This window comes from Cupriavidus sp. 207A1 (assembly GCF_057798955.1).
The window spans coordinates 82,107-108,062 of the sequence record NZ_JBYOJO010000009.1; the positions used below are offsets into that span (position 1 = coordinate 82,107).

The window sequence follows — 25,956 nt, forward strand, 5'->3', positions numbered from 1 at the left end:
GAGAAGCAATGAGTACCCAGCAACCCACCATCATCTACACGCTGACCGACGAAGCCCCGCTGCTGGCGACCAGTGCGTTCCTCCCGATCATCCAGACCTTCACCAAGCCGGCCGGCATCAACGTGACCACCAGCGATATCTCGGTGGCGGGCCGTATCCTGGGCGAGTTCCCCGAATTCCTGACCGAAGCGCAGCGCGTGCCGGACAACCTGGCCGAGCTGGGCAAGCTGACGCAGCTGCCGGACACCAACATCATCAAGCTGCCCAACATCAGCGCCTCGGTGCACCAGCTGGTCAGCGCCATCCGCGAACTGCAGGGCAAGGGCTACAAGGTGCCCGACTACCCCGAAGACCCGAAGACTGACGAAGAAAAGGCGATCCAGAAGCGCTATTCCAAGTGCCTGGGCTCGGCCGTGAACCCGGTCCTGCGCGAAGGCAACTCCGATCGCCGCGCCCCGGCCGCGGTCAAGAACTACGCGCGCAAGCACCCGCACAGCATGGGCGAGTGGAGCATGGCCTCGCGCACGCACGTGGCCCACATGAAGCACGGCGACTTCTACCACGGCGAGAAGTCGCTGACGCTGGACAAGGCCCGCGACGTCAAGATGGAGCTGATCACCAAGAGCGGCAAGACCATCGTGCTCAAGCCCAAGGTTTCGCTGCAGGACGGCGAGATCATCGACAGCATGTTCATGAGCAAGAAGGCCCTGTGCGCCTTCTATGAAGAGCAGTTCGAAGACGCGCGCAAGACCGGCGTGATGCTGTCGCTGCACGTCAAGGCGACCATGATGAAGGTGTCGCACCCGATCGTGTTCGGCCACGCCGTCAAGATCTTCTACAAGGAAGCCTTCGCCAAGCACGGCGCGCTGTTCGACGAACTGGGCGTGAACGTCAACAACGGCCTGGTCAACCTGTACGAGAAGATCGAGTCGCTGCCCAGCTCCAAGCGCGAAGAGATCATCCGCGACCTGCACGCCTGCCACGAGCATCGCCCGGAACTGGCGATGGTGGATTCGGCCAAGGGCATCTCGAACCTGCACGCGCCGAACGACGTGATCGTCGATGCGTCGATGCCGGCCATGATCCGCATCGGCGGCAAGATGTGGGGCGCCGACGGCCGTCCGAAGGACACCAAGGCCGTGATCCCGGAAAGCACCTTCGCCCGGATCTATCAAGAGATCATCAACTTCTGCAAGACCAACGGCAATTTCGACCCGACCACCATGGGCACGGTGCCGAACGTCGGCCTGATGGCACAGAAGGCCGAGGAATACGGCTCGCACGACAAGACCTTCGAGATCGCCGAAGACGGCGTTGCCAACATCGTCGACCTGGCCACCGGTGAAGTGCTGCTGACGCAGAACGTCGAGCAGGGCGATATCTGGCGCATGTGCCAGGTCAAGGACGCGCCGATCCGCGACTGGGTCAAGCTGGCCGTCACGCGCGCACGCAACTCGGGCATGCCGGCGGTGTTCTGGCTGGACCCGTACCGTCCGCACGAGGCCGAGCTGATCAAGAAGGTCGAAACGTACCTGAAGGACCACGACACCAGCGGCCTGGACATCCAGATCATGTCGCAGGTGCGCGCCATGCGTTATACGCTGGAACGCGTGATCCGAGGCCTGGACACCATCTCGGTGACCGGCAACATCCTGCGCGACTACCTGACCGACCTGTTCCCGATCATGGAACTGGGCACCAGCGCCAAGATGCTGTCGATCGTGCCGCTGATGGCCGGCGGCGGCATGTATGAAACCGGTGCAGGCGGTTCGGCGCCCAAGCACGTCAAGCAGCTGGTCGAAGAAAACCACCTGCGCTGGGATTCGCTGGGCGAGTTCCTGGCGCTGGCGGTGTCGCTGGAAGATGTCGGCATCAAGACCGGCAACGCCCGTGCCAAGATCCTGGCCAAGACGCTGGATGCCGCCACCGGCAAGCTGCTCGACAACAACAAGAGCCCGTCGCCCAAGACCGGCCAGCTGGACAACCGCGGCAGCCAGTTCTACCTGGCGATGTACTGGGCCCAGGAACTGGCCGCGCAGTCGGACGACGCGGAGCTGGCCGCCAGGTTCGCACCGCTGGCCAGGACGCTGACCGACAACGAGCAGAAGATCGTCGGCGAACTCGCAGCGGTGCAGGGCCAGCCGGTCGACATCGGCGGCTACTACCAGCCGGACGCCGCCAAGCTCAGCGCCGCGATGCGCCCGAGCCAGACGCTGAACGCCGCGCTGGCTGCGGTGGCTGCCTGAGCGCGGTCGGCCTGCGTTGCGGGCCGCGCGTGAGCAAAACCCCGGACCCTGGTCCGGGGTTTTTTCTTTGCATCGCCGCTCCGCTTACGGCTGCGGCGTTTCGGCGGGCAGGTCCCACCCTTGTTCCGGGCCGCTTTTCTGGTCGCGGTAGGTCCATGCGGCACCGCAATCCTGGCAGACGAAGCTGCTGATGGTGACGGCCGCCGAGCGCGGAGGCTTGATGCGTCGGGTGTCGGTGATGCGCAGCGCGGCGTGCCCGGGGGCGCCGCGCACATGGCGTTCGATGGCCTGGCAGGCAGTGCAGAGTGTCATCCGTAGCGTTCCGTTCGATGGGCCACTGTAGCATGCATGCCGCGTGCAGGACGGGAAGACCTTCACCCCGCACTTTGCGTGCCGATTCACCATCGATCCGGCGAAGTTGATTGACACGGCAAGGGCTGGCGTGTACAAGGGTCGATGCAGGATCTTTCAAGCAGCAACCTAGAAGTCCAGGTGCTTGCCCACACGGCGCCACTTTTTCTCCTTGTGTCTTCCTTGATCGTCATGCCTTGCCGGCGCTTTTGCCGGTGAGAAAAACTTATTGAGGAATCCAGCATGGAAACCGGTACCGTCAAGTGGTTCAACGATTCGAAGGGTTTTGGCTTCATTACGCCTGATGCAGGCGGCAACGACCTGTTCGCGCACTTCTCCGAAATCCAGGGCAGCGGCTTCAAGTCGCTGCAAGAAGGCCAGAAGGTGCGTTATGTCGCCGGCGTCGGCCAGAAGGGCCCGGCCGCGACCAAGATCGAGCCGATCTGAGCGCGTCGAACCGATTTGAGCTGAGCGCCCCGGCGCCAGTTTGATAAGAAAAGCTCCGCTGCGGCGGAGCTTTTTCATTTTGCCCGGCATGATGCCGGCCGATGGCGAAATAAAGCCACTGCGCGGCCCGCAACAGGCGTAGAGTGGGGGCAACACCATCATTGCGCGGGAGGCTGCCATGGATATCTATCCAGCTGCGACATACAAGGGGTACGACCTCTATCCCCTGGTCTACAAGCACACCATCACGCGCGTGTGGCCAGAGCCGCGGCCCGACCGCTCGTTCGATGCGGCGGTGGTGATCTGCCTCGAGGGCGAGTCGCCGGAAGGCGCGCAGGCGCGCACGTTCCGCCTGGATGCCACGCCGTGGGACAACGTCGGCGGCGCCCGCCGTGGTGCGCTGCGCTATGCCGAAGCGATCATCAACGGCGCGGTGCCCGGGGTATCGGTGACCTCGTCCGGATTGCCGGCGTCCTGAGCGAAGGCCGGCGCCGTTCCCGCATTTCTCTTCCCATCAACGCGGCGCCATGCCGCATGGAGCCGTCGTGAGCGACAGCAGTCCCAGCCGTAGTCCCGGCAACAATGTTCCCGGCACCACACCCTTTGCCAGCTACAAGGGTTTTGACCTGTACCCGCTGGTCTACCGCAACCGGCCCGGGCAGGCCTGGCCGCGTACGCGGCCCGACAACAGTTTCCAGGCTTCGATCGTGATCTGCCGCGAAGGCTATCGCCCGGGCGAGGACCATGCACGCGTGTTCCCGCTGGGCCAGTCGCGCTGGGAGAACATCGGCTCAGCGCGCCGTGGCGCGCTGCAGTTCGGCGAAGACATCATCAACGGGCTGGTTGCCGGCGAATCCGTGGCGTCGCTGTAGGGCGTCACTGCAGGGCGTCGCTTCAGGGCGCGGGTGTTTGCAGCGTGCCGGCAGATCCGGCCGGTTGCGCAACCGGAGGCGCGCGGCGTCATCCGTCAGACTGCAAGGAGTCCGTTCATGGACATACGTACGGGATCATCCGGTTTTCTGTGCACGTTGCCCGGCGAGGGCAAAGGCACCACCTATCACGTGGCCATCTGCTTTATCGATGCCGAGCGTCCCACCGGCGTGCTGTTCACCAGCTTCGTGGGCGTAGGGCGGCGTTCGTTCGGCGTGCTGACCGACCCGGCTGCCTTGCGCGGCCAGCTTGCCACCAGTGGCGAGGCGTTGTGCCGCCTGGCCATCGGCCAGGTGGTGCGCGACCAGCTGCACGACAAGACGCGCGAGGGCGACTATGTGCTGGACCTGTCCGCCGCCCCGTGGGACGGCGAGTTGCGCACGGTCGGCGCCGGGCTCAGGACGGCCCGGCCGCATGTGCGCGTGCTTGGCTGACGAGTCAGTGCGCCAGCGGCAACGGTAGGCGGCTGCGCGGAACGCCGCCTGGCGTCAGATCCGGAACACGGGGTCGCCGTGGCGCTCCAGCAGCGCTTCGATTAGCGCCATGTCCGTGATCTCCGGCGTACGGTCCTCCACCGCGCGCGACGGACCGCAATAGGTGGCCGTCACATGGCGCCTGACGGTCAGCACGCCCGCCGCGGGCGGTGCGATTTCCACGGCTTGCCAGGGCGCGTGCCGGTAGCTGCCCGGCTGCCAGCCTTCCGGCGTCAGGTGCAGGGCTTCCCATTCTTCGATGACGGACATGTCGATTCTCCTTGATTGAGGGATAGAGCATTGCGGGACGGCACGCGCCGGCGCGGCGCATGCCATGGCGAAGGGGTGCCGGCTAGGACTTGTGCCGGTAGTTGATGCGGCCCTTGGTCAGGTCATAGGGCGACATCTCCAGCGTGACACGGTCGCCCGCCAGCACGCGGATGCGGTTCTTCTTCAGCCGCCCGGACGAATACGCCCAGACTTCGAAGCCGTTTTCCAGGGTCACGCGAAAGCGGTTGTCGGGCAGCACTTCCGACACCTTGCCGCCAAATTCGACCAGTTCTTCTTTTGCCAAGGGAGCTCCTTGATGTAGCCGCGCGGCTTGCGCGCGCGCCGTGGTGGCGGCCAGCCGGATAGCGGCAAGCCGATGGGAGGGGACTGACGAAGCAGCTTGCGGCGCGGCCTACTGCTGGCGCAGGCGCGCCGCGGCATGTTCGCCCGCGCGGCGCGCTGCCTGCCGGGCGCGGGCTTCGGAGCGGTGGGTGTCATGGCGCATGGCCACGTTGGCCACGATGCGTTCGGCGCCGTTGCGGTATTCCGCAATCATGTAGGTCGCGAACCAGAGGCCGGGTTCCTGCTCGATCGGATAGACGGAAACGGTATAAGGGCTGTGCTGGATGGATTTGACTCGATTCAATGTGTTACCTGTTCTTGGGCGCGGCCGTCGGCAGCGTGGGCATCGGCATGCCGATGCGGCGCGTGGCGCGGTGGCGGCCGTCAGCCGTTGCGATGTGCCAGCATCGGGCCCGCGCGCAAGCACGGGCGTTGCATCTGGCGTGAAGTGGACCATGCCTGCGCAAGCCGAGGCGCCGGCGTACCGGGGGAGGGTACGGGCGATCGTCGCGGAGCGGACCAGCCGCTGGTCGGAAAAGGGTGATGGGCTGTGGGCCCGAGGACGCAGAGGGTGTCGACCCGGGTTTGCGCCTGATATGCCGCTACGGAAGTGCTTACAAGCAGAGAGTGTCTGCGGCAGATGCACAGAAGGCGGGCGTTGCCGATCCGGTCTGTACATGGGAACGTGGATGATACCACTTCCGGGCCACGGCCGCCCGCGTGACGACCACTGCCCCTGGCGCGGGGCGCGCCGCCGCTCTCAGGATTCGTTGATCTGCGCGAAGCGCTGCGACAGGAAATCGATCAGCTCGCGCACCGACGGCAGCAGCCCGCGCCGCGACGGAAACACGGCGTGGATCACGCCGCCCTTGACCGACCATTCCGGCAGCACCTTGACCAGGCGGCCATCGCGCAACTCGTCGGTCATCATCATCACCGGCAGCTGCACGACGCCGGCGCCGGCCATCGCCGCGGTGCGCAGCATGATCATGTCGTCGGTGACCAGCCGGGGCTTGTGGTGCAGGTCGGCGCTGGCGCCGCCGGGCCCGTACAGCGACCAGGTGTGCGACGGGCGCGGCGGCCCCAGGTCCAGCGTGGGAAGGGCGTTCAGGTCCGCCGGGGCCAGCAGCGGTCCGTGCCTGGCCAGCAGCGCCGGGCTGGCGACAAAGCACCAGGCGCGCTGCGCCAGCACCCGCATCACCAGGTCGCTGTCTTCCAGCGGCGGCACGCGCACGCGCACGGCCAGGTCGATGCCCTCGGCGACCACGTCGACGCGCCGGTTGGTGGCCTCCAGGTGCACGATGACCTTGGGATTGGCCGCCATGAAGTCGGCCACCATCTCGCCCACGTGCGCATGCAGCAGGGCCACCGGGCAGGTCATGCGCACCAGCCCGCTGGGCTCGGCGCGGCTTTGCTCGATCGCGCTCTCGGCGGCCTCGGCCTCGACCAGCATGGCCTTGCAGTGGGCGTAATAGGTCTGTCCCAGCTCGGTCACCGAGAAGCGCCGCGTCGAGCGCTGGATCAGGCGCACCCCCAGGCGCTCTTCCAGCAGGGCCACGCGCCGGCTGAGCTTGGACTTGGGGATGCCCAGCACGCGGCCGGCCGGGGCAAAGCCCTGGTGGTCGACCACCTGCGCGAAGTAGTACAGGTCATTGAGGTCCGGGTGCAAACGCCGCTCCTGTCGTCCTGCCAGTAGGACGCTGAGGGCAGATTTTCCGGTCTACCGGGCACATTTGCCAAGTCCTATGCTTCCGCAACACGGTCGGTTCCGGATGGTCCGGTCCGCCGGTTTTGCCAACTGCATAGGAGAATGCCCAATGACCACACCCGCCAATTTCAACGGCAAGCGTCCGGCCATCGATCCCGCCGATACGGCAATGCTGCTGATCGACCACCAGAGTGGCCTGTTCCAGACCGTGGGCGACATGCCGATGCCCGAGCTGCGCCTGCGCGCCGCCGCGCTGGCCAGGATGGCGACGCTATGCAAGCTGCCGGTGATCACCACCGCGTCGGTGCCGCAAGGCCCCAACGGCCCGCTGATCCCCGAGATCCATGAAAACGCCCCGCATGCCAAATACGTCGCGCGCAAGGGCGAGATCAACGCCTGGGACAACCCCGACTTCGTCGCCGCCGTGCGTGAAACCGGCAAGAAGACCCTGATCATCGCCGGCACCATCACCAGCGTGTGCATGGCGTTCCCGTCGATCAGCGCGGTCGCTGATGGCTACAAGGTCTTTGCGGTGGTCGACGCCTCCGGCACCTATTCCAAGATGGCACAGGAAATCACGCTGGCGCGCATCGTCCAGGCCGGCGTGGTGCCGATGGACACCGCCGCGGTGGCGTCGGAGCTGCAGCAAACATGGAACCGCCCGGACGCCCAGCAATGGGCCGAGGTCTACACCAAGATCTTCCCGGCCTACCAGCTGCTGATCGAAAGCTACATGAAGGCGCAGGAAGTCGAGAAGAAGCACGAGGTACTGGACTCCCAGCGTTAACGTCCTAACCTGTAGGCACTGCCTCTCAACGCGGGCGCTGCAAGGGATCCTTTGCAGCGCCCGCAATTTCTCCACAGGAGCGTGCCATGAGTAAGCCCTACAAGCGCCTGGACAAGACCCAGGCCGCCGTGCTGATGGTCGACCACCAGGCCGGCCTGCTGTCGCTGGTGCGGGACATCGAGCCCGACAAGTTCAAGAACAACGTGCTGGCGCTGGCCGACCTGGCCAAGTATTTCAAGCTGCCGACCGTGCTGACCACCAGCTTCGAGGATGGCCCCAACGGACCACTGGTGCCCGAACTCAAGGCCATGTTCCCGGATGCGCCGTTCATTCCACGCCCGGGCCAGATCAATGCCTGGGACAACGAAGACTTCGTCGCGGCCGTGCGCGCCACCGGCAAGAAGCAACTGCTGATTGCCGGCGTGGTCACGGAAGTATGCGTGGCATTCCCGGCGCTGTCGGCGATCGAAGAAGGCTTTGAAGTGTTCGTCGTGACCGATGCCTCGGGCACCTTCAACGAAATCACGCGCGATTCGGCCTGGCACCGGATGGCGGAAGCCGGCGCGCAGCTGATGACGTGGTTCGGCGTGGCGTGCGAGCTGCACCGCGACTGGCGCAACGACATCGAAGGCCTGGGCACGCTGTTCTCGAACCATATCCCGGACTACCGCAACCTGATCACGGCCTATACGACTGTGAAGGGCGGGAAGTAGGAATACCCTTTGCGAAGCTGCCGGTTTGCTCCCTTCTCACGCTTGCGGGAGAGGGAGCAAACAATGGGCATGCGGGAGGACTCAAGTCACAAGCAATTTCCCTCAGGCCTCCCGCACCGCCGCCCGCACCGGCGCAGCGACTTCCGCCTGCGCCGAGGCCGACTTGCGGTGATTGATCATCGACACCGCACCCGCCGCGATCACCGCCGGGATTGCCATCGCCATGAAGTTCTGCTGCAGCGGCAGCGACATCCCCACCAGCACGCCGATCACGATCGGGGCCAGGATGGCGCCGCTGCGGCCCACGCCGGAGGCCCAGCCGATGCCGGTGCCGCGCACCGCCATCGGGTAGAACTGGCCCGCGTAGGCGTAGGTGACGATCTGCGTGCCGATGGTGGACGCGCCCGCCAGGCCCACCACCACGAACAGCGCGGCGCTCGGCATCGGATAGCCCAGCAGCGTGATCGACACCGCCGCCAGCGCATACATGCCGACCAGCACGTGCTTGATCGGCAGCCGGTCGGCCAGCCAGCCGCCGCCGATGGCGCCCAGCATCGCGCCGAAGTTCAGCACCAGCACGAAGGTCAGCGCCGAGCCCAGGCTGTAGCCCGCGCCCGCCATCAGCTTGGCCAGCCACGAGCTGAGCGCGTACACCATGAACAGGCACATGAAGAACGCCACCCAGAACATCACCGTGCTGACGCCGCGGCCGTCCTGGAACAGGCGGCGGATCGGCGTGCTGCCGGCCTTGTCGTCCGCAGCCAGCATAAAGACATCGCCGGCCTGCGGGCGATGCGACGGCGCCAGCCGCGATACCACGGCATGCAGGGCATCGGTCTGGCCGGTGCGGATCAGGTAGGGCATTGACTCCGGCAGCGCGCGCAGCACCAGCGGGATCAGCACCACCGGCAGGCCGGCGGCAAGGAACACCGACTGCCAGCCGTAGCTTTCGATCAGGCCCTTGCCCAGCAGCGCTGCCAGCATGCCGCCGACCGAATAGCCGCTGAACATCAGCGTCACCAGCGTGCCGCGCAGCTTGCGCGGCGAGTATTCCGTCATCTGCGCCACCACGTTGGGCATGACCCCGCCGATGCCCAGCCCCGCCAGGAAGCGCGTCACGCTGAAGCTGACGGGGTCGCTGGTCAGGCCCGCCGCCGCGGTGAACACGCTGAACAGCGCGATGCAGATGGCGATGGCGCGCCGGCGTCCGATGCGGTCGGCCACGGTGCCGAGAAAGATCGCGCCGAACATCATGCCGAACAGCGCCGAGCTGACCATGAAGCCCGCGCTGGTGGCGCTCACGCCCATCTCCTTCATGATCGACGGCAGCGCGATGCCGGCGACGGCCAGGTCATAGCCGTCGAAGATGATGATCAGCGCGCACCAGAACAGGATGAGCGCATGGAAGCGGTTGAAGCGGGCCGTGTCGGCCAGCTGGTGGACATCGATCTGACGCATGGTTTGTCTCCGGATATGGTTGGGGTGCGGCGGCGGGCGGCGTTGCCGCTCACGCCACCGCGGCGGCACGCTCTGCGGCGGCCTGCAGTTCTCGTTCGCGCAGCATGAAGCGCTGGATCTTGCCGGTAGCGGTCTTGGGCAGCGCCTCGACGAAGGCGATCGCGCGCGGGTACTTGAAGGCGGCCAGCCGTTCCTTGACGAAGGCCTTCAGTTCGTCCTCGCCCAGCTGCGCGCCGGCCTTCAGCACCACGAAGGCCTTGGTCTTGACCAGACCGTCCTGGTCGGGCACGCCGATTACCGCGGCTTCGAGCACCGCGGGGTGTTGCACCAGCGTGGCCTCGACCTCGAACGGAGACACATAGATGCCGCTGACCTTGAGCATGTCGTCGCTGCGTCCGGCGTAGCTGTAGCTGCCGTCGGCGTTGCGCACGTACTTGTCGCCGCTCTTGGTCCAGCCGCCGCGGAAGGTCTCGCGCGACTTCTCGCGGTTGGCCCAGTACATCATCGCCGCGCTGGGGCCCTGGATATACAGGTCGCCGATCTCGCCGTCGGGCACCGGGCGGCCGTCCTCGTCGCGCAGCTCGATGGTGTAGCCCGGCACCGGCCAGCCGGTGGTGCCGTAGCGCACCTGGCCGGGACGGTTGGACAGGAAGATATGCAGCATTTCGGTGGAGCCGATGCCGTCGATGATCTCGCAGCCGAAATGCGCGGTGAAACGCTCGCCGAGGTCCGCCGGCAGCGCTTCGCCGGCCGACGAGCACAGCCGCAGCGCGACCTCGGCCCGGGCCGGCAGCGCCGGCGAGGCCAGCAGGCCGGCGTATCCGGTCGGCGCGCCGAAGAATACCGTGGGCTGGTGCTGCAGCCAGCGCCGGAACGTGGCATCGGGCGTGGGCCGCTCGGCCATCAGCACCACCGTGGCGCCGACGCTGAGCGGAAAGCTGAGCCCGTTGCCCAGGCCGTAAGCGAAATACAGCTTGGCCGCGGAGAAGCACACATCCTGCTCGGTCAGGCCGAGCACCGGCCCGGCGTAGAGCGCAGCGGTCCAGTACGGGTTGCCGTGGCTGTGCACCACGCCCTTGGGCTGGCCGGTCGAGCCCGACGAATAGAGCCAGAAGCCGGGATCGTCACAACCGGTGGCGGCGGGCGCCGGCAGCGGCGCCTGCGCGGCCAGCGCAGTTTCCAGCGTCGCCATGCCATCGGGCAATGCTGCTTGCGCACGCGATACCAGCACCTGCCGCACCTCATGCCCCGGTCGTGCCAGCGCGTCCCGCAACACCGGCACCAGCGCGGCCGACACCATCACTGCCTGCGCGCGGCTGTGCTGCAGCATGTAGGCGTAGTCGTCGGCGGTCAGCAAGGTGTTGACGGCAACGGGGACGATGCCGGCGTACATCGCGCCGAGAAAGCACACCGGCCAGTCGGTGCAGTCGTGCATCAGCAGCAGCACGCGCTCTTCGCGGCGGATGCCGGCGCCGAGCAGCGCCGCGGCCAGGCGCCGCACGCGCTGGTCGAGTTCGCCATAGGTGAGCTGGCCGTCGTCGTCGACATAGGCCACCTTGCCGGCGCGCGCGGCATTGCCCTCGAGCAGGTGCGCGGCGAAGTTGAAGGGGGTGCCGGGTGGCCGGACCGGTGGCGCTGCGGGCGTGGCGTTCATGGGTTGTCTCCCCTGTTGCTGGTGTACGGTGTGCCGCGCGCCGCCATGCGGATGTGGCGGCGCGGGAAGGCGGTGGGCCGGATCGCTCAGGCCAAGGTCAGGCCAGGCTGCCGAGCACCGCGGTGCTGGCCTGGATGGCGCAGCGGCGGTGATAGAAGTGCAGGGCGCGCAGGCCGCCCAGCTCTTCGCCGCCGCCGGCGCGGCCCGGGCCGCCGTGCAGCGATTGCGGCATGACGTTGCCGTGGCCGGTGTGCAGCTGCGCCACCTCGGGCGAAATCACATGCACGCGCCCATGGCTGTCTGCCAGCTCCAGCGCGGCGGCGCCGAGCGCGGCCGCGTCGCTGCCATAGAGCGAGGCCACCAGCGACCCCTGGCCACGGCGCACCAGGTCGAGGGCATGGGCCGTATCCCGGTAGGGCAGCAGCGTGGCGACCGGGCCGAACACTTCGGTGTCGTGCACCGCGGCGGCCGCGTCGGCATCGCTCACGCCCAGCAGCGTCGGGCCGATGCAGCAGGCCAGCGCCGGGTCGGCATCGACCAGCGGCTGGCGCGCGCCGTCATGCAGCACCCGCGCGTGCGAGCGCAACTCGGCCAGCCCCGCCTGCACGGCGTCGAACTGCGCGCGGCTGACCAGTGCGCCCATGCGTACCGAATCGTGGCGCGGATTGCCCACGGTTACCTTGGACAGCCGCGCGCCGATGGCCTCGGCGGCCTGGGCGTACAGCGCCTCGGGCACGAAGACGCGCCGGATCGCGGTGCATTTCTGGCCGGACTTGACCGTCATCTCCCGCACGACTTCCTTCGCCAGCAGGTCGAAGGCAGCACTGCCGGCGCCGTCCTGCGGCAGCAGCACGGCCGAATTGATGCTGTCCGCTTCGATGTTCACGCGCACCGAGCGCCGGGCGATGGCCGGATGCGAGCGGATCACCGCGGCGGTATCGGCCGAACCGGTGAACGAGACCACGTCGAACGGCTGCAGCACGTCCAGCAGCCCCGCGGCGCTGCCGCACACCACCGACAGCGCGCCGGCTGGCAGGATGCCGGCCTCGACCACGTCGCGCACCATGCGCTGCGTCAGCCAGGCGGTTGCGGTGGCGGGTTTGACGATCACCGGCACGCCCGCCAGCAGCGCCGGCGCGGCTTTTTCCCACAGTCCCCAGGCCGGGAAGTTGAAGGCATTGATAAACAGCGCCACGCCGCGCGTCGGCACCAGCACATGCTGCGACTGGAACAGCGGATCCTTGCCCAGCCGCGCCGCTTCGCCGTCCGGCAGGTAATGCCGGTCGCCGAGCGTATCGCCCAGCCTGGCGTAGGTGCCCAGCGTGAAGATGGCACCATCGATGTCGACTGCGGAGTCGTTGCGCACGGTGCCGCTGTTGGCGGTGGCGATGTCGTAATACGCATCGCGGTTGGCCTGCAGCACCTTCACCACCTCGGCCAGCAGCGCGGCCCGTTGCCGGTAGGTCAGTGCGCGCAGCGCGGCGCCGCCCTGCTCGCGGGCGAACGCGAAGCCGGCCGCCAGGTCCAGGCCGGTGGCATCGACGCGCACCAGTTCGTTGCCGAGCACCGGGTCGAACAGCGCGGTGCCGCCACCGCTGCCGTGCTGCCAGGTGCCGCCAAGGTAATTGGAAAGGAGTTCGGTCATGATGGCTCTCAGCGCGTGAAGTCGATGCGGCCTTGCGGCAGCAGGTACAGCACCAGCGCGCGGCCGTTGCTGACGGTGGGGCGGTGGGCGCTGCCCGGCGGGCACACCAGCCAGCCGGCGGGGCGGCCGTCGAAGCGCGCGTCGCGGTCGAGCGGCATGATCAGGTCGATCTCGCCCTCGGGATGGGTGTGGTGGGGTCCGGCGATGTCGTGCATGTCGACCACGTCGACCGAAAAGCCGTGCAGGTCGTCGGCGGGCTTGAAGACGCGGCCGTAGCGGATGCCGCCGCCTTCGCGGTCGCACAGCCAGCCTTCGGCCACGCCGGCCTGACATGACGCCATCAATTGCTGGTAGATGGGGCTGCCCGCGCCGTGCTCGGCATTCAGCCATGCATCGAGCGCGGTATCGAGCGGGCGGCCTGCCAGTTGCGCGGTGAGGCGCGCGATCTGGCTGCGGAATTCTGTTGGGGACATAGGGGAGGGGCTCCGTCTCATGCGCCGGTTGCCTTCACCGGCATCATGCATTATTGTGCATGTATGAAAAATAGAGCCGCAGGGAAATCATGTCAAGCACTATATTGCATGAATCTGGGTTAACCCCGGATACGGAACTGCAGCATGGTTCTAGCGGGGCGGCCGCCAACGGGGCGGAGAAAAACCCCTTGCTGGTGTCCCTGGGCGAGCGCGTGCGCCAGCAGCGGGCCTGCCGGGGCCTGACCCGCAAGGCCGCCGCGCAGGCGGCGGGCGTCTCCGAGCGCCACCTCGCCAACCTGGAATACGGCAGCGGCAACGCCTCCATCCTGGTGCTGCAGCATGTGGCCGAGGCGCTGCAGTGCTCGCTGGCCGGGCTGCTGGGCGACGTCACCACGTCGTCGCCGGAATGGATCCTGCTGCGCGAGCTGCTGGAACACCGCGACGAAGCCACGCTGCGGCGCGTGCGTATTGCCGTGGGCGAGCTGCTCGGTACCGGCGGCGAGAACGCGGCCCAGGCCGCGCGCAGTCCGCGCGTGGCGCTGATCGGCTTGCGCGGCGCGGGCAAGACCACGCTGGGCGGGATGCTGGCCGAAGACCTGGATTTCCCGTTCGTGGAGCTGAGCCGCGAGATCGAGAAATTCGCCGGCTGCAGCATCTCCGAGATCCAGGGCCTGTACGGCATGAACGCCTATCGCCGCTACGAGCGGCGCGCGCTGGAGGAGGCCATCCAGATCTATCCCGAGGCCGTGCTCGCAACGCCCGGCGGCCTGGTGTCGGACCCGGCCACCTTCAACCTGCTGCTGGCCCACTGCACCACGGTGTGGCTGCAGGCCGAGCCGGAACACCATATGGAACGGGTGCGGGCGCAGGGTGACTTCCGTCCGATGGCCGCCAGCAAGGAGGCCATGGAAGACCTGCGCCAGATCCTGGCCGGCCGCGCCGCCTTCTATTCCAAGGCGGAATTCTCGCTGGACACCAGCGCGCAGCCGCTCGACGCTACCTTTGCCGGCCTGCGCGGGCTGGTGCGGGAGGCGTTGCGCATGCCGGTGTGACGGCGCTGCCTCAGTCAGCGGGGGTGGAGAGCATCACGTGTCACGCCTCTGAAAATCTGCACAATAGTGCTTGCGTAAGATCTGATTGATGAACTATAGTTCGTCTAAACCAGATACCCGTTGATGCACGATAGTGCAGTTTCGCTGAGGAGACCCCGCCGTGACCACCGCCCCCCGCGTCGACTACCAGACCGATCCTTCCCAATACAAGCACCTTAAGCTGGCTTTCGAAGGCCCCGTCGCCACGCTGGCGGTGGATATCGACGAGAACGCCGGCCTGCGCCCCGGCTACAAGCTCAAGCTCAACAGCTACGACCTCGGCGTCGACATCGAGTTGAACGACGCGCTCAACCGCATCCGCTTCGAGCATCCGGAAGTGCGCACCGTGGTCATCACCAGCGGCAAGGACAAGGTGTTCTGCTCGGGCGCCAATATCTTCATGCTCGGCGTCAGCAGCCATGCGTGGAAGGTCAACTTCTGCAAGTTCACCAACGAGACCCGCAACGGCATCGAGGACTCCTCGGCACACAGCGGCCTGAAGTTCCTGGCCGCGGTCAACGGCGCCTGCGCCGGCGGCGGCTATGAGCTGGCGCTGGCCTGCGACGAGATCCTGCTGGTGGACGACCGCTCGTCGGCGGTGAGCCTGCCGGAAGTGCCGCTGCTGGGCGTGCTGCCGGGCACCGGCGGCCTGACCCGCGTGACCGACAAGCGCCATGTGCGCCATGACCTCGCCGATATCTTCTGCACCACCACCGAAGGCGTGCGCGGCCAGCGCGCCAAGGACTGGCGCCTGGTCGACGATATCGCCAAGCCCGCGGTGTTTGCGCAGAAGGTGCGGGAACGCGCGCTGGCGCTGGCCGCGCAGAGCGACCGCCCGGCCGATGCGCAAGGCGTCGCGCTCGCCCCGATCGAGCGCGTGATCGAAGCGGATGCGCTGCGCTATACGCACGTCACGGTCGAGATCGACCGCGCCGGCCGCACCGCCACCTTCACGGTGAAGGCACCGACGGGCGCGCAGCCGCAGGACATCGACGCGATCGTGCAGGCCGGCGCCGGCTGGTACCCGCTGCAACTGGCGCGCGAGCTGGAAGACGCGATCCTGTCGATGCGCACCAATGAGCTGGATATCGGCACCTGGCTGATCAAGACTGCCGGCGACGCCGCCGCGGTGCTGGCCAACGACGCCACGCTGCTGGCGCATCAGGACCACTGGCTGGTGCGCGAGACCATCGGCCTGCTGCGCCGCACGCTGAGCCGGCTGGACGTGTCGTCGCGCAGCCTGTTCGCGCTGATCGAGCCAGGCTCCTGCTTTGCCGGCACCTTCCTGGAACTGGCGCTGGCGTGCGACCGCAGCTACCACCTGGCGCTGCCCGACGACGAGGCGCGCGCGCCGAAGATCACCGTGGCCGATGTCAACTTCGGCCTGTACCCGATGGCCACCGGCCAGAGCCGCCTGGGACGGCGCTTCTACGACGAGCAGCCCGCGCTCGATGCCGTGCGCGCCACGGCAGGGCAGCCGCTCGATGCCGATGCCGCCTACGCGCTGGGCCTGGTCACCGCCAACCCGGACGACATCGACTGGACCGACGAAGTGCGCATCGCGCTGGAAGAGCGCGTGGCGATGTCGCCCGATGCGCTCACCGGCATGGAAGCCAACCTGCGCTTCAACGGCCAGGAAAACATGTTCACCCGCATCTTCGGCCGCCTGACCGCGTGGCAGAACTGGATCTTCCAGCGCCCCAACGCGGTCGGCGACAAGGGCGCGCTCAAGGTCTACGGCAAGGGCGACAAGGCCGCCTTCGACTGGAACCGGGTCTGACCGCCCGCCGAACCCATACCGAATCGCCCGCATAACGGAAACGGAGACCACCATGTCCGGCATCAACTACAGCGACAAGATCCCCAACAACGTCAACCTGAGCGAAGACCGCACCCTGCAGCGCGCGCTCGAGCAGTGGCAGCCCAACTACCTGAGCTGGTGGAACGACATGGGTCCGGAAGGCTCGCACACCCATGACATCTACCTGCGCACCGCGATCAGCGTCGATCCGCAGGGCTGGGCCCACTTCGGCCACGTCAAGATGCCGGACTACCGCTGGGGCATCTTCCTGAACCCGGCCGAGGCCAACCGCAAGATCCATTTCGGCGACCACAAGGGCGAGGACGCGTGGCAGGACATTCCCGGCGAGTATCGCGCCAACCTGCGCCGCATCATCGTGACGCAGGGCGATACCGAGCCGGCATCGGTGGAGCAGCAGCGCCATCTCGGCCTGACCGCGCCCAGCATGTACGACCTGCGCAACCTGTTCCAGGTGAACGTGGAAGAGGGCCGCCACCTGTGGGCGATGGTCTACCTGCTGCACAAGTACTTCGGCCGCGACGGCCGGGAAGAGGGCGAGGCGTTGCTGGAACGCCGCAGCGGCCAGCAGGACAACCCGCGCATCCTGCAGGCGTTCAACGAACAGACGCCCGACTGGCTGTCGTTCTTCATGTTCACCTACTTCACCGACCGCGACGGCAAGTTCCAGCTGTGCGCGCTGGCCGAGAGCGCCTTCGACCCGCTGGCGCGGACCACCAAGTTCATGCTGACCGAGGAAGCGCACCACATGTTCGTCGGCGAGTCCGGCGTGTCGCGCGTGATCCAGCGCACCTGCCAGGTGATGAACGAGCTGAAGACCGATGACCCGGCGAAGCTGCGCGCCGCCGGCGTGATCGACCTGCCGACGCTGCAGCGCTACCTGAACTTCCACTACAGCGTCACCATCGACCTGTTCGGTGCCGACGAGTCGAGCAACGCCGCCACCTTCTACAGCACCGGCCTGAAAGGCCGCTACGAAGAGGGCAAGCGCATGGACGACCACGTGCTAAAGGGGCAGACCTACCGCATCCTGCAGGCGCAGAACGGCCAGCTGACCGAGAAAGAGGTGCCGATGCTGAACGCGCTCAACGAGGTGCTGCGCGACGACTACATCAAGGACAGCATGGCCGGCATCGAGCGCTGGAACAAGGTCATCGACAAGGCTGGCATCCCGTTCCGCCTGAAGGTGCCGCACAAGGCCTTCCACCGCAATATCGGCGCGCTCGCCGGGGTCAAGGTCTCGCCCGACGGCCGTGTGATCTCCGACGCTGAATGGCGCGACTTCCGCGACCAGTGGCTGCCCACCGACGGCGACCGCGCCTTTGTCGCCAGCCTGATGGGCCGCGTGGTCGAGCCGGGCAAGTTCGCCAACTGGATCGCGCCGCCGGTGATGGGTATCAACCGGCAGCCGGTGGATTTCGAGTACGTGCGGTTTAACTGAGGCGAGCCTTCCTGCGGGTTGCTCCCCTCTCCCGCATGCGGGAGAGGGGCGGCGGGGGTGAGGGCGGGAGCTTCAACGAAGCGCCGGTGCTTAAACCACCCCTCACCCTGCCCTCGCCCCTGAGGGGAGAGGGGAACACCGCGGGCACGGCCTATACGCCCTGGAAGCCCTCTGATTTCTGGAGACCGCCATGGACATGGCAGAAATTCAAGTCATCAAGCAGCACCTGATCGATCCCGAGATCTGCATCCGCTGCAACACCTGCGAAGCCACCTGCCCGGTGGGCGCGATCACCCATGACTCGCGCAACTACGTGGTCGATGCCGACAAGTGCAACCTGTGCATGGCTTGCATTGCCCCGTGTCCGACCGGATCGATCGACAACTGGCGCGACGTGCCGAAGCTGCGCGCCTATAGCGTCGACGAGCAGCTGACCTGGGACGCGCTGCCGGATGAACTGTCGCCGGAGCAGCTCGCCGACATGGCCCCTGGCGCCGGCCTGCAGCCGGCAGCGCCGGAGGTTCCCACGGCATCGCCGCTGGCCGGCAGCGCCGAGGAGGCCTTCAACAGCGCCCGCTACGGCGCCACCGTGCCGCCGTGGTCCGCCGCGCATGCCTACACCAACCTGTATGGCGCCAAGGCGCCCACCAAGACCATCACCGCCACCGTCACCGGCAACGTGCGCGTGACCGAGGTCGGCCGCGACTACGACACCCACCACATCGTGCTGGACTTCGGCACCACGCCGTTCCCGGTGCTGGAAGGCCAGTCGATCGGCATCGTGCCGCCGGGCACCGACGCCGGCGGCCGACCGCACCATGCCCGCCAGTATTCGGTCGCCAGTCCGCGCAACGGCGAGCGCCCCGGCTACAACAACCTGTCGCTGACCATCAAGCGCGTGCTGCAGGACCACGACGGCAATCCCGTGCGCGGTGTCGGCTCGAACTATATGTGCGACCTGGAGGTGGGCGACAAGGTCGAGGTGATCGGCCCGTTCGGCGCCAGCTTCCTGATGCCCAACCATCCGCGCTCTAACATCGTGATGATCTGCACTGGTACCGGCAGCGCACCGATGCGGGCGATGACCGAATGGCGCCGGCGCCTGCGCAAGGCGGGCAAGTTCGACGGCGGCAAGCTGATGCTGTTCTTCGGCGCGCGCACGCAGGAGGAACTGCCTTATTTCGGTCCGCTGCAGAAGCTGCCCAAGGATTTCATCGACATCAACCTGGCGTTCTCGCGCACGGCGGGGCAGCCGAAGCGCTACGTGCAGGACCTGATGCGCGAGCGCGCGGCGGACCTGGCGGCACTGCTGGCCAGCCCTGACACGTACTTCTATGTGTGCGGGCTGAAGAGCATGGAAGAGGGCGTGGTGCTGGCGCTGCGCGATGTGGCGCAGCAGGCGGGGTTGAATTGGGAGGGGGTGGCTGAGCGGTTGAAGCGGGAGGGGCGCTTGCATCTGGAGACGTATTGAACTTGCTTTGTCTCCCGCCAACCGCTTGTGTATTCCCTCTCCCGCTTGGGGGAGAGGGAGCACACCCGCGGCATTGTGCGCGTAAATCTTCGGCGTAATGCCTTCAGTCCGTATCCGGCTGCGCCTTGTGCCGCGCCGCCATCTTCTCCTGCTGCGCGGGCGGCACGTTGTCGTAGTGGCTGAACTGGATGGTGTAGCTGCCATGCCCGCCGGTGATGCTGTTCAGCCGTGACTGGTAGTCGTTCAGCTCCGACAGCGGCACCTGCCCGGCGACGATCACCGTGTTGCCGGCCGCGGTGCGCGTGCCATGGACCTGACCGCGCTTGGTCGACAGGTCGCCGATGATATCGCCCATGGCGCTGCCAGGCGCCGTGACCTCGATGTCGACGATCGGCTCGAGCACGCTCGGCCTGGCCTTGAGCACCGCATCGATAAAGGCCTTGCGTCCGGCGGTCGCGAACGCGACTTCCTTGGAATCGACCGGATGACTCTTGCCGTCGTACACGGTCACGCGTACATCCTGCATCGGAAAGCCCGCCAGCGGACCGCTGTCCAGCGCCTGGCGGATGCCTTTCTCGACCGCCGGAATAAACTGCCCGGGGATCGCGCCGCCCTTGACCGCATCGACGAAATCGAAGCCCGCGCCGCGCGCCAGCGGCTCGATGCGCAGCATCACCTCGCCAAACTGTCCCGCGCCGCCGGTCTGCTTTTTGTGCCGGTGATGGCCTTCGGCCCTGGCGCCAATGGTTTCGCGGTAGGCGATCTTGGGCGGGCGCGTTGCCACTTCAAGCTTGTACTGCTCGGTCAGCCGCTCCAGCGCGCAGCGCAGGTGGAACTCGCCCAGGCCGAACACCACGGTCTCGTTGGTGCCGGCCGGATGCTCGACGCGCAGGCAGGGGTCTTCCGCGCTGAGCTTGTGCAGCACTTCTGCCAGGCGCTGCTCGTTGCCGCGCCGCGCCGGCTCGATCGCCAGGCCATAGATGGGGGTGGGAAATTCCAGCGGCGTCAGGTGGATGTTGCCGTCCTCGGTGGCGTCGTGCAGCACCGCGTCGAAGCCCAGTTCATCGACCTTGGCCACCGCGCAGATATCGCCGGGGCCGGCACGCGGCACTTCCTGGGTCTCCTTGCCCTGCAGCCGCAGCAGGTGCGCCACCTTGAACGGCTGGCGCCCTTCGCCGATATAGAGCTGGCTGTCGCGCGTGACCGTGCCCTGGTGGATGCGGAAGATCGCCAGCTTGCCGACATAGGGGTCGATCACCACCTTGAACACATGCGCCAGCACATGCTTGTCCGGCACCGGTTCGGCGCGCACCGCCTGGCGCTGTTCGGTGCCCTCGGCATCCGCGCCGGTGGAGCGGTAGAACAGCGGCGGGTTGCCTTCGGTGGGATTGGGCAGCAGCCGCACGAACACGTCCAGCAACGCCTCGATGCCGGCGCCGGTGACGGCCGAGGTAAAGCAGATCGGCACCAGGTGGCCTTCGCGCAGCGCGCGCTCGAACGGCGCGTGCAGTTGCTCGGGGGTGATGGCCTCGCCCTGCTCCAGGTACAGCTCCATCAGCTCGGGGTCGATCTCGATCACCTGGTCGATCAGCGCGTCGTGCGCGGACGCCACCGATAAAAAATCCGACTCGCCGGCCGGATTGAAGAAGCAGTCGACCACCTTGCCGCCGTGGTCGGCCGGCAGGTTGATGGGCAGGCATTCCTTGCCGAAGGCCTCCTGTATCTCCGCCAGCAGCGCGGGCAGGTCGACCTTCTCGCCGTCGATGCCGTTGATGATGATCATCCGGCACAGCTGGCGCGCCTGCGCCCACGCCATGGCACGGCGCGTGGTCATTTCGATGCCGGTCTGCGCATTGATGACGATGGCCGCGGTTTCGACCGCGGCCAGCGCGCTGATGGCGTGCCCGGAGAAATCCGGGTAGCCCGGGGTGTCGATCAGGTAGATGCGGGTGTCGCGGTAGTCCAGGTGGGCGACCGCGGCGCTGAGCGAGCGCTTGTACTTGCGCTCGAGCGGATCGTTGTCGCACACGGTGGACCCGCGTTCGACGCTGCCAGGCGTGTGCACCGCACCGCCCTTGTGCAGCAGCGCCTCGGCGAGCGAGGTCTTGCCGCTTCCTGCGTGCCCGAGCAGGGCGACAGTGCGGATGGCATCGGGACTCTCGTGCATGGTGGCTCTCGGTTCGTCCGGCAATGACTCTCAGGGCATTATTGGCGAAATTTGGCGGAAGCGACATATATGCGTGCCGATACCGTGCAATGCCCGACGCAAGGGCGACTTCAAGTGAAGAGGCCGGCGCTCGGCCGGCGTCTTCTGGAGACGCACAGGCTTGGCTGCAGTGCAGCAAACCGTGTGGCGTGTGGCGCGGGCTCAGCCGCGCGCGTCGGCGTGGTCGGTCGAAACCGCCAGCGCATGCCACGCGGCCAGCTCGCCTTCCACCTTGCGGTGCTTGTCGGCGATGCGCGCGACCGTGTCGGAACCCAGCGGCAGCCGCACCGGCGGGTTATCGCTGTCGGCCAGCGCGAGCAGGGCGGTGGCCAGGCGGGCAGGATCGCCGGGCTGCTGGTGGTTGGCCGAGGCCATGTGCGCGCGCATCGCGCCGACCGTCTCCGCGTACTCGCCGATCTCCGTGCCGACGCGCACCAGCGAGCTGGCATCGAGGAAATCGGTGCGGAAGAAGCCCGGTTCGACCACCGTGGCACGGACGCCCAGCGGCGCCAGCTCGGCCGACAGCGCTTCGGTCAGCCCTTCGACCGCGAACTTGGTGGCACCGTACACGCCCCAGCCCGGATACGCGGCATAGCCGCCGATCGACGAGATGTTGACGATATGGCCGCTGCGCTGGCGGCGCATCTGCGGCAGCACCGCGCGTGTCACTGCCAGCACGCCGAACACATTGGTGGCGAACTGCTGCTCGACCTCCCTGGCCGAGGCCTCTTCCACCGCGCCCAGCAGGCCGTAGCCAGCGTTGTTGACCAGCACGTCGATGCGGCCGAAGCGCGCCACCGCGGCCTCGGCAGCAGCGATCGCCTGGTCTTCGCTGGTGACATCGAGCGCCACCGCGAGCAGGTGTTCATGCTCGCCCACGGCGCCGATGACGGCCTGCGGATTGCGCGCCGTGGCAACGACCCGGTCGCCGCGGGCCAGCGCGGCGCGGGTCAGCTCGAGGCCGAAGCCGCGCGAGGCGCCGGTGATGAACCAGACCTTGGCGCCGGCGCCGGCGGGGTGGGTGGGGATGGCTTGGGTTTGGATGGCGGACATGGTGAATCTCCTTTGCGGTTGCGTGGTGTTGGACTGCGATGTCGGATGGCGGGGGCCACGGAGACAAATTTAGGCGGACTACGCAGGCAACACTAGCCACCACAATGGCGTTTCAATGGCAACCGTGAGTTGCCAATGGATTTGCGTCCGCCTCGATTGAGCAAACCTCAACCGTATGGCAGACTCGCCGGCATGGACAAACTGCCCCCACTGAACGCGTTGCGCGCCTTCGAGGCGGCTGCGCGGCATCTCAGCATCACCGTCGCGGCCGAAGAGCTGCACGTCACGCCTGGCGCCGTCAGCCGGCAGATCCGCGCGCTCGAACAGGGCCTGGGCGTGCAGTTGCTGCATCGCGGCCACCGCCAGATCTCGCTGACCCGCACCGGCGAGGACTACTACCGCGCCGTGACCCGGGCGATGGATGACCTGCGCGAAGCCACGCGCCGGCTGGGCAAGCGCGCCCGGCGCAGGCAGCTCAAGGTGCGCGCCTATACCACCTTTGCCATGCGCTGGCTGATCCCGCGCCTGTCGAGCTTCCATGCCGCCAATCCCGGCATCGAGGTGCTGCTGACGGCCTCGCTCGATCCGGTCGACTTCCGCAGGGAAGATATCGATGGCGCCATCCGGCTGGGCGACGGCAGGTGGCACGGCGTCAACGCCTACCGGCTGGTGTCGAACATCCTGGTGCCGGTGTGCAGCCCGGCGCTGCTGGACGCGGGGCCGAAGGTGAAGCGCGCCGCCGACCTGCAGCACCAGACCTTGCTGCATTCGATCGCGCGGCCCGATGACTGGAGCCACTGGCTCAAAGCCGCGCGCGCCGACAAGGCGGTCGACGCGCGCAGCGGCATGACCTTCCAGAGCTCGGCCATGGCCTATGCGGCGGCGGTCGAAGGCCAGGGCTTTGCGATGGCGCAGCGCTTCCTGGTGGCGGCCGACCTCGATGCGGGCCGGCTGGTGGCGCCGTTCCGCCAGACCGTGGACATGGGCGATTTCACCTACTACCTGCTGACGCCGGCGGAGCGCAAGGAGAGCCCGAGCATGGCGGTGTTCCGGCAGTGGCTGCTGGCGCAGTTCGAAGCGCAGGGTTGAGGCGCAGGGCTGAAACGGCGCAGGCTTACGCGGTCGCCGGCGGGGCTGCCTGCGTTCGCGCCGCCGCCACGCCGCAGTGGACCGCGCCCGCTGCCGACAGGGCCGCAATCTCGTCGCGGCTGTAGCCAAGTGTGGCCAGCACGGCCTCGGTGTGCTGGCCGAGCGCCGGCGCCGGCCGTGCCGGCAGCGCGTTCTCCTGCGCGCTGTTGATGGGGAAGCCCGGCATGCGGAGTTCGCCCAGCGTGTCGTGCTGCACGCTTTGCATCATGCGGTTGGCCGCCACCTGCGGATGCGCCAGGACCTGCTCGTAGTTCGCCACCGGCGCGCACAGGATGTCGGCCTCGTGCAGCAACGCCAGCCAGCACTCGGTGGTGTGCTTCACGAAGGCGGCGGTCAGCGCTGCCACCATGGCGGCGCGATTGGCCACGCGCAGCGCCGGGGTGGCAAAGCGCGGGTCGTCGGCGAGGCCTGGCTGGCCCAGCACATCGCACAGCCGGCGCCAGCGCTCGGGCATGTAGGCCGCCACCATGATCCAGCCGTCGGCGGTCCGGAAGGCCTGGTTGGGCGCGGAGTAGGGGGCGGCGCTGCCGATGCGCTGCGGCAGCTGCCCGTCGGCGCCATAGCTGGTCAGGGACGACTGCTGCAGCGCCAGCGCCGCATTGAACAGGCTGACGTCGAGATGTCCGCCCAGACCGTCGCGCGCGCGCTGCGCCAGCTTGGCCAGCACGCCCATGCAGGCCACATAGCCGGTCATGACGTCGACCACCGGCGCCTGCACCTTGCAGGGTTCGCCGTCGGGCGTGCCGGTCAGGCTCATCAGGCCGGCATCGGCCTGCAGGATGCCGTCGACGCCGGCGCGCTGCGCATAGGGTCCGTGCTGGCCGTAGGCCGAGATCGAGCAGTAGATCAGCCGTGGATGGTCGGCCGCCAGTTGCGCATGATCGAGGCCGAGGCGCGCCATCACTCCGGGACGCATGCTCTCGACCACGATGTCGGCGGTCGCGACCAGGCGGCGCGCCACCGCCACGCCGTCGGCGGACTTCAGGTCGAGCGCCACGCCCAGCTTGTTGCGGTTGAAACCGTGGAACAGCGCACTGTCGTCGCCGATCCATGCGGGGCCCAGGCCGCGGCCGAGTTCGCCGCCGGGCGGCTCCACCTTGATGACCCTGGCGCCCATGTCGGCCAGCAGCATGGTGCAGGTCGGCCCGGCGCCGATCTGCGTGAAGTCGATCACGGTCAGGCCGTCCAGGGCGTTGCGCAGCGTGGGTTGCGCCGTGGCGGCAAGGGCGGGCGCGTTCATAGCGCCACCTTGATGCCGTTGTCCTGGATCAGCCGCTGCCAGCGCGCCAGGTCCTTGCCGATATGGGCCTTCAGCTCGGCCGGCGACGAGGCCTGCGGCTCGAAGCCTTGCCTGGCCATCTGCTCGGCGATGTCGGGGGACTTCAGCGCGGCGACCAGCGCGGCGTTGAGCTTGTCGACCACCGCGCCGGGCGTGCGCGCCGGCGCCAGCAGGCTGTACCACAGCTCGGCGTCGTAGCCGACTACGCCGGCCTCGGCAAAGGTGGGCAGGTCGGGCATCAGCGCCGTGCGCTTGTTGCCGGCAATGCCCAGCGCGCGCAGCTTGCCGGCGCGCACATACTGGATTGCCGACGCAATGGTTGCAAACGAGACCTGCACCTGGCCACCCATCAGGTCGGTGATCGATGGCCCCGTACCGCGATACGGGATGTGCAGCAGTTCGGTGCGATTGAGCTTGGCAAAGACTTCGCCGGCCAGGTGCTGCGGCGTGCCGTTGCCCGGGCTGCTGTAGCTGAGCTTGCCGGGGTTGGCGCGGCTGTACTGGATGAAGTCCTGCAGGGTGCGGAACGGCTGCTCCGGATTGGCCACCAGCATGATCGGCACCGCGGCGATGCGGCCCACCGGCGCGAAGTCGCGCTCGATATTGAAAGGCACCTTGGTGCCGAGAAAGGGGTTCATCGTGACCTGGCTAGAGGCGATCACCAGCGTATAGCCATCGGGTGCCGCGTGAGCGACGAAATCGGTGCCGAGGTTACCGCCGGCGCCCGGCTTGTTCTCGATCACGATGGTCTGGCCCAGCAGCTTGCCCATTTTGGGCGCGATCAGCCGCGCCAGGATATCGTTGCCGCCGCCCGGGGCGAACGGTACCACCAGCGTGATCGGCTTCTGCGCGGGGAAGGGCGCCTGCGCCGCCGCGCCCAGCGCCGTGGCCGACAGCATGGCGGCCAGCGCCATGCGTGCGAATCGGGTCATGCCAGTCATGTTCTGTCT

At 67.4% G+C, this 25,956-nt stretch carries 25 protein-coding genes; 12 read left to right on the forward strand and 13 right to left on the reverse strand.

The window, feature by feature from the left end:
- Positions 1–8: 8 nt before the first annotated feature.
- Positions 9–2,246, forward strand: coding sequence for an NADP-dependent isocitrate dehydrogenase (locus tag AC3FMM_RS17875; protein WP_488687199.1), 2,238 nt, complete (start codon positions 9–11; stop codon positions 2,244–2,246).
- Positions 2,247–2,330: 84 nt separating this feature from the next.
- On the opposite strand, the gene AC3FMM_RS17880 is transcribed toward AC3FMM_RS17875, so the two are convergent.
- Positions 2,331–2,558, reverse strand: coding sequence for a hypothetical protein (locus AC3FMM_RS17880; RefSeq protein WP_115682818.1), 228 nt, complete (start codon positions 2,556–2,558; stop codon positions 2,331–2,333).
- A 282-nt stretch (positions 2,559–2,840) separates the two neighbouring features.
- On the opposite strand from AC3FMM_RS17880, the gene AC3FMM_RS17885 reads away from it, so the two are divergent.
- The 4 genes from AC3FMM_RS17885 to AC3FMM_RS17900 all read left to right on the forward strand — a co-directional run bounded on the left by AC3FMM_RS17885 (position 2,841) and on the right by AC3FMM_RS17900 (position 4,408).
- Complete coding sequence (locus AC3FMM_RS17885; protein WP_020202065.1) at positions 2,841–3,044, forward strand: cold-shock protein; 204 nt, start codon at positions 2,841–2,843, stop codon at positions 3,042–3,044.
- 178 nt (positions 3,045–3,222) lie between these two features.
- Positions 3,223–3,522, forward strand: a complete 300-nt coding sequence (locus AC3FMM_RS17890) for a hypothetical protein (RefSeq protein WP_115712909.1) — start codon at positions 3,223–3,225, stop codon at positions 3,520–3,522.
- Positions 3,523–3,589: 67 nt separating this feature from the next.
- Positions 3,590–3,916: a hypothetical protein gene (locus AC3FMM_RS17895; protein ID WP_115714215.1), complete on the forward strand. Its 327-nt coding sequence runs from the start codon at positions 3,590–3,592 to the stop codon at positions 3,914–3,916.
- Positions 3,917–4,033: 117 nt separating this feature from the next.
- Complete coding sequence (locus AC3FMM_RS17900) at positions 4,034–4,408, forward strand: hypothetical protein (protein WP_488687200.1); 375 nt, start codon at positions 4,034–4,036, stop codon at positions 4,406–4,408.
- 54 nt (positions 4,409–4,462) lie between these two features.
- Here the strand turns inward: AC3FMM_RS17900 and AC3FMM_RS17905 are convergent, their stop codons facing one another.
- From AC3FMM_RS17905 to AC3FMM_RS17920, 4 genes are all read right to left on the reverse strand, one after another.
- Positions 4,463–4,717 (reverse strand): hypothetical protein, encoded by a 255-nt coding sequence (locus AC3FMM_RS17905; protein WP_018008446.1) that lies wholly within the window; start codon positions 4,715–4,717, stop codon positions 4,463–4,465.
- A gap of 82 nt (positions 4,718–4,799) precedes the next feature.
- Positions 4,800–5,021 (reverse strand): translation initiation factor IF-1, encoded by a 222-nt coding sequence (infA, locus tag AC3FMM_RS17910; protein WP_115682815.1) that lies wholly within the window; start codon positions 5,019–5,021, stop codon positions 4,800–4,802.
- A 108-nt stretch (positions 5,022–5,129) separates the two neighbouring features.
- Positions 5,130–5,363: an isochorismatase gene (locus AC3FMM_RS17915; RefSeq protein ID WP_115712913.1), complete on the reverse strand. Its 234-nt coding sequence runs from the start codon at positions 5,361–5,363 to the stop codon at positions 5,130–5,132.
- 456 nt (positions 5,364–5,819) lie between these two features.
- A complete protein-coding gene (locus AC3FMM_RS17920) occupies positions 5,820–6,728 on the reverse strand; it encodes a LysR family transcriptional regulator (protein ID WP_116314644.1) in 909 nt (302 codons plus the stop codon).
- A gap of 148 nt (positions 6,729–6,876) precedes the next feature.
- On the opposite strand from AC3FMM_RS17920, the gene AC3FMM_RS17925 reads away from it, so the two are divergent.
- Together AC3FMM_RS17925 and ycaC are read left to right on the forward strand one after the other, a co-directional pair.
- Entirely contained in the window at positions 6,877–7,554 is a 678-nt protein-coding gene (locus tag AC3FMM_RS17925) for an isochorismatase family protein (protein ID WP_116314643.1), read from the forward strand.
- Between the two features lie 86 nt (positions 7,555–7,640).
- On the forward strand, positions 7,641–8,267 hold the full coding sequence (ycaC, locus tag AC3FMM_RS17930; protein ID WP_115712916.1) for an isochorismate family cysteine hydrolase YcaC: 627 nt from the start codon (positions 7,641–7,643) through the stop codon (positions 8,265–8,267).
- Positions 8,268–8,369: 102 nt separating this feature from the next.
- Here ycaC and AC3FMM_RS17935 read toward each other — a convergent pair whose 3' ends face one another.
- The 4 genes from AC3FMM_RS17935 to AC3FMM_RS17950 form a co-directional block, all read right to left on the reverse strand.
- A complete protein-coding gene (locus AC3FMM_RS17935; protein WP_488687201.1) occupies positions 8,370–9,725 on the reverse strand; it encodes an MFS transporter in 1,356 nt (451 codons plus the stop codon).
- A gap of 49 nt (positions 9,726–9,774) precedes the next feature.
- Positions 9,775–11,379 (reverse strand): benzoate-CoA ligase family protein, encoded by a 1,605-nt coding sequence (locus AC3FMM_RS17940; RefSeq protein WP_488687202.1) that lies wholly within the window; start codon positions 11,377–11,379, stop codon positions 9,775–9,777.
- 97 nt (positions 11,380–11,476) lie between these two features.
- Positions 11,477–13,024, reverse strand: coding sequence for a 3,4-dehydroadipyl-CoA semialdehyde dehydrogenase (locus AC3FMM_RS17945; RefSeq protein WP_488687203.1), 1,548 nt, complete (start codon positions 13,022–13,024; stop codon positions 11,477–11,479).
- 8 nt (positions 13,025–13,032) lie between these two features.
- Positions 13,033–13,497: a DUF4863 family protein gene (locus AC3FMM_RS17950; RefSeq protein ID WP_115712920.1), complete on the reverse strand. Its 465-nt coding sequence runs from the start codon at positions 13,495–13,497 to the stop codon at positions 13,033–13,035.
- A gap of 89 nt (positions 13,498–13,586) precedes the next feature.
- Between AC3FMM_RS17950 and AC3FMM_RS17955 the strand changes: the two genes are divergently transcribed.
- From AC3FMM_RS17955 to boxA, 4 genes are all read left to right on the forward strand, one after another.
- On the forward strand, positions 13,587–14,549 hold the full coding sequence (locus tag AC3FMM_RS17955; protein WP_414248880.1) for a helix-turn-helix transcriptional regulator: 963 nt from the start codon (positions 13,587–13,589) through the stop codon (positions 14,547–14,549).
- A 160-nt stretch (positions 14,550–14,709) separates the two neighbouring features.
- Positions 14,710–16,368 carry a 2,3-epoxybenzoyl-CoA dihydrolase gene (gene boxC, locus AC3FMM_RS17960; RefSeq protein WP_488687204.1) on the forward strand — a complete coding sequence of 553 codons (1,659 nt, stop codon included), beginning with the start codon at positions 14,710–14,712 and terminating at the stop codon, positions 16,366–16,368.
- 52 nt (positions 16,369–16,420) lie between these two features.
- Positions 16,421–17,848: a benzoyl-CoA 2,3-epoxidase subunit BoxB gene (boxB, locus tag AC3FMM_RS17965; RefSeq protein ID WP_115712923.1), complete on the forward strand. Its 1,428-nt coding sequence runs from the start codon at positions 16,421–16,423 to the stop codon at positions 17,846–17,848.
- Positions 17,849–18,038: 190 nt separating this feature from the next.
- Positions 18,039–19,319 (forward strand): benzoyl-CoA 2,3-epoxidase subunit BoxA, encoded by a 1,281-nt coding sequence (gene boxA / locus AC3FMM_RS17970; RefSeq protein ID WP_488687205.1) that lies wholly within the window; start codon positions 18,039–18,041, stop codon positions 19,317–19,319.
- A 103-nt stretch (positions 19,320–19,422) separates the two neighbouring features.
- Here boxA and fusA read toward each other — a convergent pair whose 3' ends face one another.
- Both fusA and AC3FMM_RS17980 read right to left on the reverse strand, forming a co-directional pair.
- Entirely contained in the window at positions 19,423–21,486 is a 2,064-nt protein-coding gene (gene fusA / locus AC3FMM_RS17975) for an elongation factor G (RefSeq protein WP_488687206.1), read from the reverse strand.
- Positions 21,487–21,687: 201 nt separating this feature from the next.
- A complete protein-coding gene (locus AC3FMM_RS17980; protein ID WP_115712926.1) occupies positions 21,688–22,578 on the reverse strand; it encodes an oxidoreductase in 891 nt (296 codons plus the stop codon).
- Positions 22,579–22,770: 192 nt separating this feature from the next.
- On the opposite strand from AC3FMM_RS17980, the gene gcvA reads away from it, so the two are divergent.
- Positions 22,771–23,667: a transcriptional regulator GcvA gene (gene gcvA / locus AC3FMM_RS17985; protein WP_115712927.1), complete on the forward strand. Its 897-nt coding sequence runs from the start codon at positions 22,771–22,773 to the stop codon at positions 23,665–23,667.
- Between the two features lie 25 nt (positions 23,668–23,692).
- Here gcvA and AC3FMM_RS17990 read toward each other — a convergent pair whose 3' ends face one another.
- Complete coding sequence (locus AC3FMM_RS17990) at positions 23,693–24,967, reverse strand: CaiB/BaiF CoA transferase family protein (RefSeq protein WP_488687207.1); 1,275 nt, start codon at positions 24,965–24,967, stop codon at positions 23,693–23,695.
- Positions 24,964–25,947, reverse strand: a complete 984-nt coding sequence (locus AC3FMM_RS17995) for a tripartite tricarboxylate transporter substrate binding protein (protein WP_115712929.1) — start codon at positions 25,945–25,947, stop codon at positions 24,964–24,966. The genes AC3FMM_RS17990 and AC3FMM_RS17995 overlap by 4 nt, the downstream gene beginning before the upstream one ends.
- Positions 25,948–25,956: the final 9 nt, after the last annotated feature.

What these genes read in the sequence shown, in the direction of transcription:
- AC3FMM_RS17925 (WP_116314643.1), top strand. Translation starts at nt 6,877, where the DNA reads ATGACCACACCCGCCAATTTCAACGGCAAGCGTCCGGCCATCGATCCC.
- ycaC (WP_115712916.1), top strand. Translation starts at nt 7,641, where the DNA reads ATGAGTAAGCCCTACAAGCGCCTGGACAAGACCCAGGCCGCCGTGCTG.
- AC3FMM_RS17995 (WP_115712929.1), bottom strand. Translation starts at nt 25,947, where the DNA reads ATGACTGGCATGACCCGATTCGCACGCATGGCGCTGGCCGCCATGCTG.
- AC3FMM_RS17900 (WP_488687200.1), top strand. Translation starts at nt 4,034, where the DNA reads ATGGACATACGTACGGGATCATCCGGTTTTCTGTGCACGTTGCCCGGC.
- AC3FMM_RS17880 (WP_115682818.1), bottom strand. Translation starts at nt 2,558, where the DNA reads ATGACACTCTGCACTGCCTGCCAGGCCATCGAACGCCATGTGCGCGGC.
- boxA (WP_488687205.1), top strand. Translation starts at nt 18,039, where the DNA reads ATGGACATGGCAGAAATTCAAGTCATCAAGCAGCACCTGATCGATCCC.
- boxB (WP_115712923.1), top strand. Translation starts at nt 16,421, where the DNA reads ATGTCCGGCATCAACTACAGCGACAAGATCCCCAACAACGTCAACCTG.
- gcvA (WP_115712927.1), top strand. Translation starts at nt 22,771, where the DNA reads ATGGACAAACTGCCCCCACTGAACGCGTTGCGCGCCTTCGAGGCGGCT.
- AC3FMM_RS17905 (WP_018008446.1), bottom strand. Translation starts at nt 4,717, where the DNA reads ATGTCCGTCATCGAAGAATGGGAAGCCCTGCACCTGACGCCGGAAGGC.
- AC3FMM_RS17955 (WP_414248880.1), top strand. Translation starts at nt 13,587, where the DNA reads ATGTCAAGCACTATATTGCATGAATCTGGGTTAACCCCGGATACGGAA.
- AC3FMM_RS17945 (WP_488687203.1), bottom strand. Translation starts at nt 13,024, where the DNA reads ATGACCGAACTCCTTTCCAATTACCTTGGCGGCACCTGGCAGCACGGC.
- AC3FMM_RS17940 (WP_488687202.1), bottom strand. Translation starts at nt 11,379, where the DNA reads ATGAACGCCACGCCCGCAGCGCCACCGGTCCGGCCACCCGGCACCCCC.
- AC3FMM_RS17875 (WP_488687199.1), top strand. Translation starts at nt 9, where the DNA reads ATGAGTACCCAGCAACCCACCATCATCTACACGCTGACCGACGAAGCC.
- AC3FMM_RS17990 (WP_488687207.1), bottom strand. Translation starts at nt 24,967, where the DNA reads ATGAACGCGCCCGCCCTTGCCGCCACGGCGCAACCCACGCTGCGCAAC.
- AC3FMM_RS17885 (WP_020202065.1), top strand. Translation starts at nt 2,841, where the DNA reads ATGGAAACCGGTACCGTCAAGTGGTTCAACGATTCGAAGGGTTTTGGC.
- AC3FMM_RS17980 (WP_115712926.1), bottom strand. Translation starts at nt 22,578, where the DNA reads ATGTCCGCCATCCAAACCCAAGCCATCCCCACCCACCCCGCCGGCGCC.
- AC3FMM_RS17890 (WP_115712909.1), top strand. Translation starts at nt 3,223, where the DNA reads ATGGATATCTATCCAGCTGCGACATACAAGGGGTACGACCTCTATCCC.
- fusA (WP_488687206.1), bottom strand. Translation starts at nt 21,486, where the DNA reads ATGCACGAGAGTCCCGATGCCATCCGCACTGTCGCCCTGCTCGGGCAC.
- AC3FMM_RS17950 (WP_115712920.1), bottom strand. Translation starts at nt 13,497, where the DNA reads ATGTCCCCAACAGAATTCCGCAGCCAGATCGCGCGCCTCACCGCGCAA.
- AC3FMM_RS17935 (WP_488687201.1), bottom strand. Translation starts at nt 9,725, where the DNA reads ATGCGTCAGATCGATGTCCACCAGCTGGCCGACACGGCCCGCTTCAAC.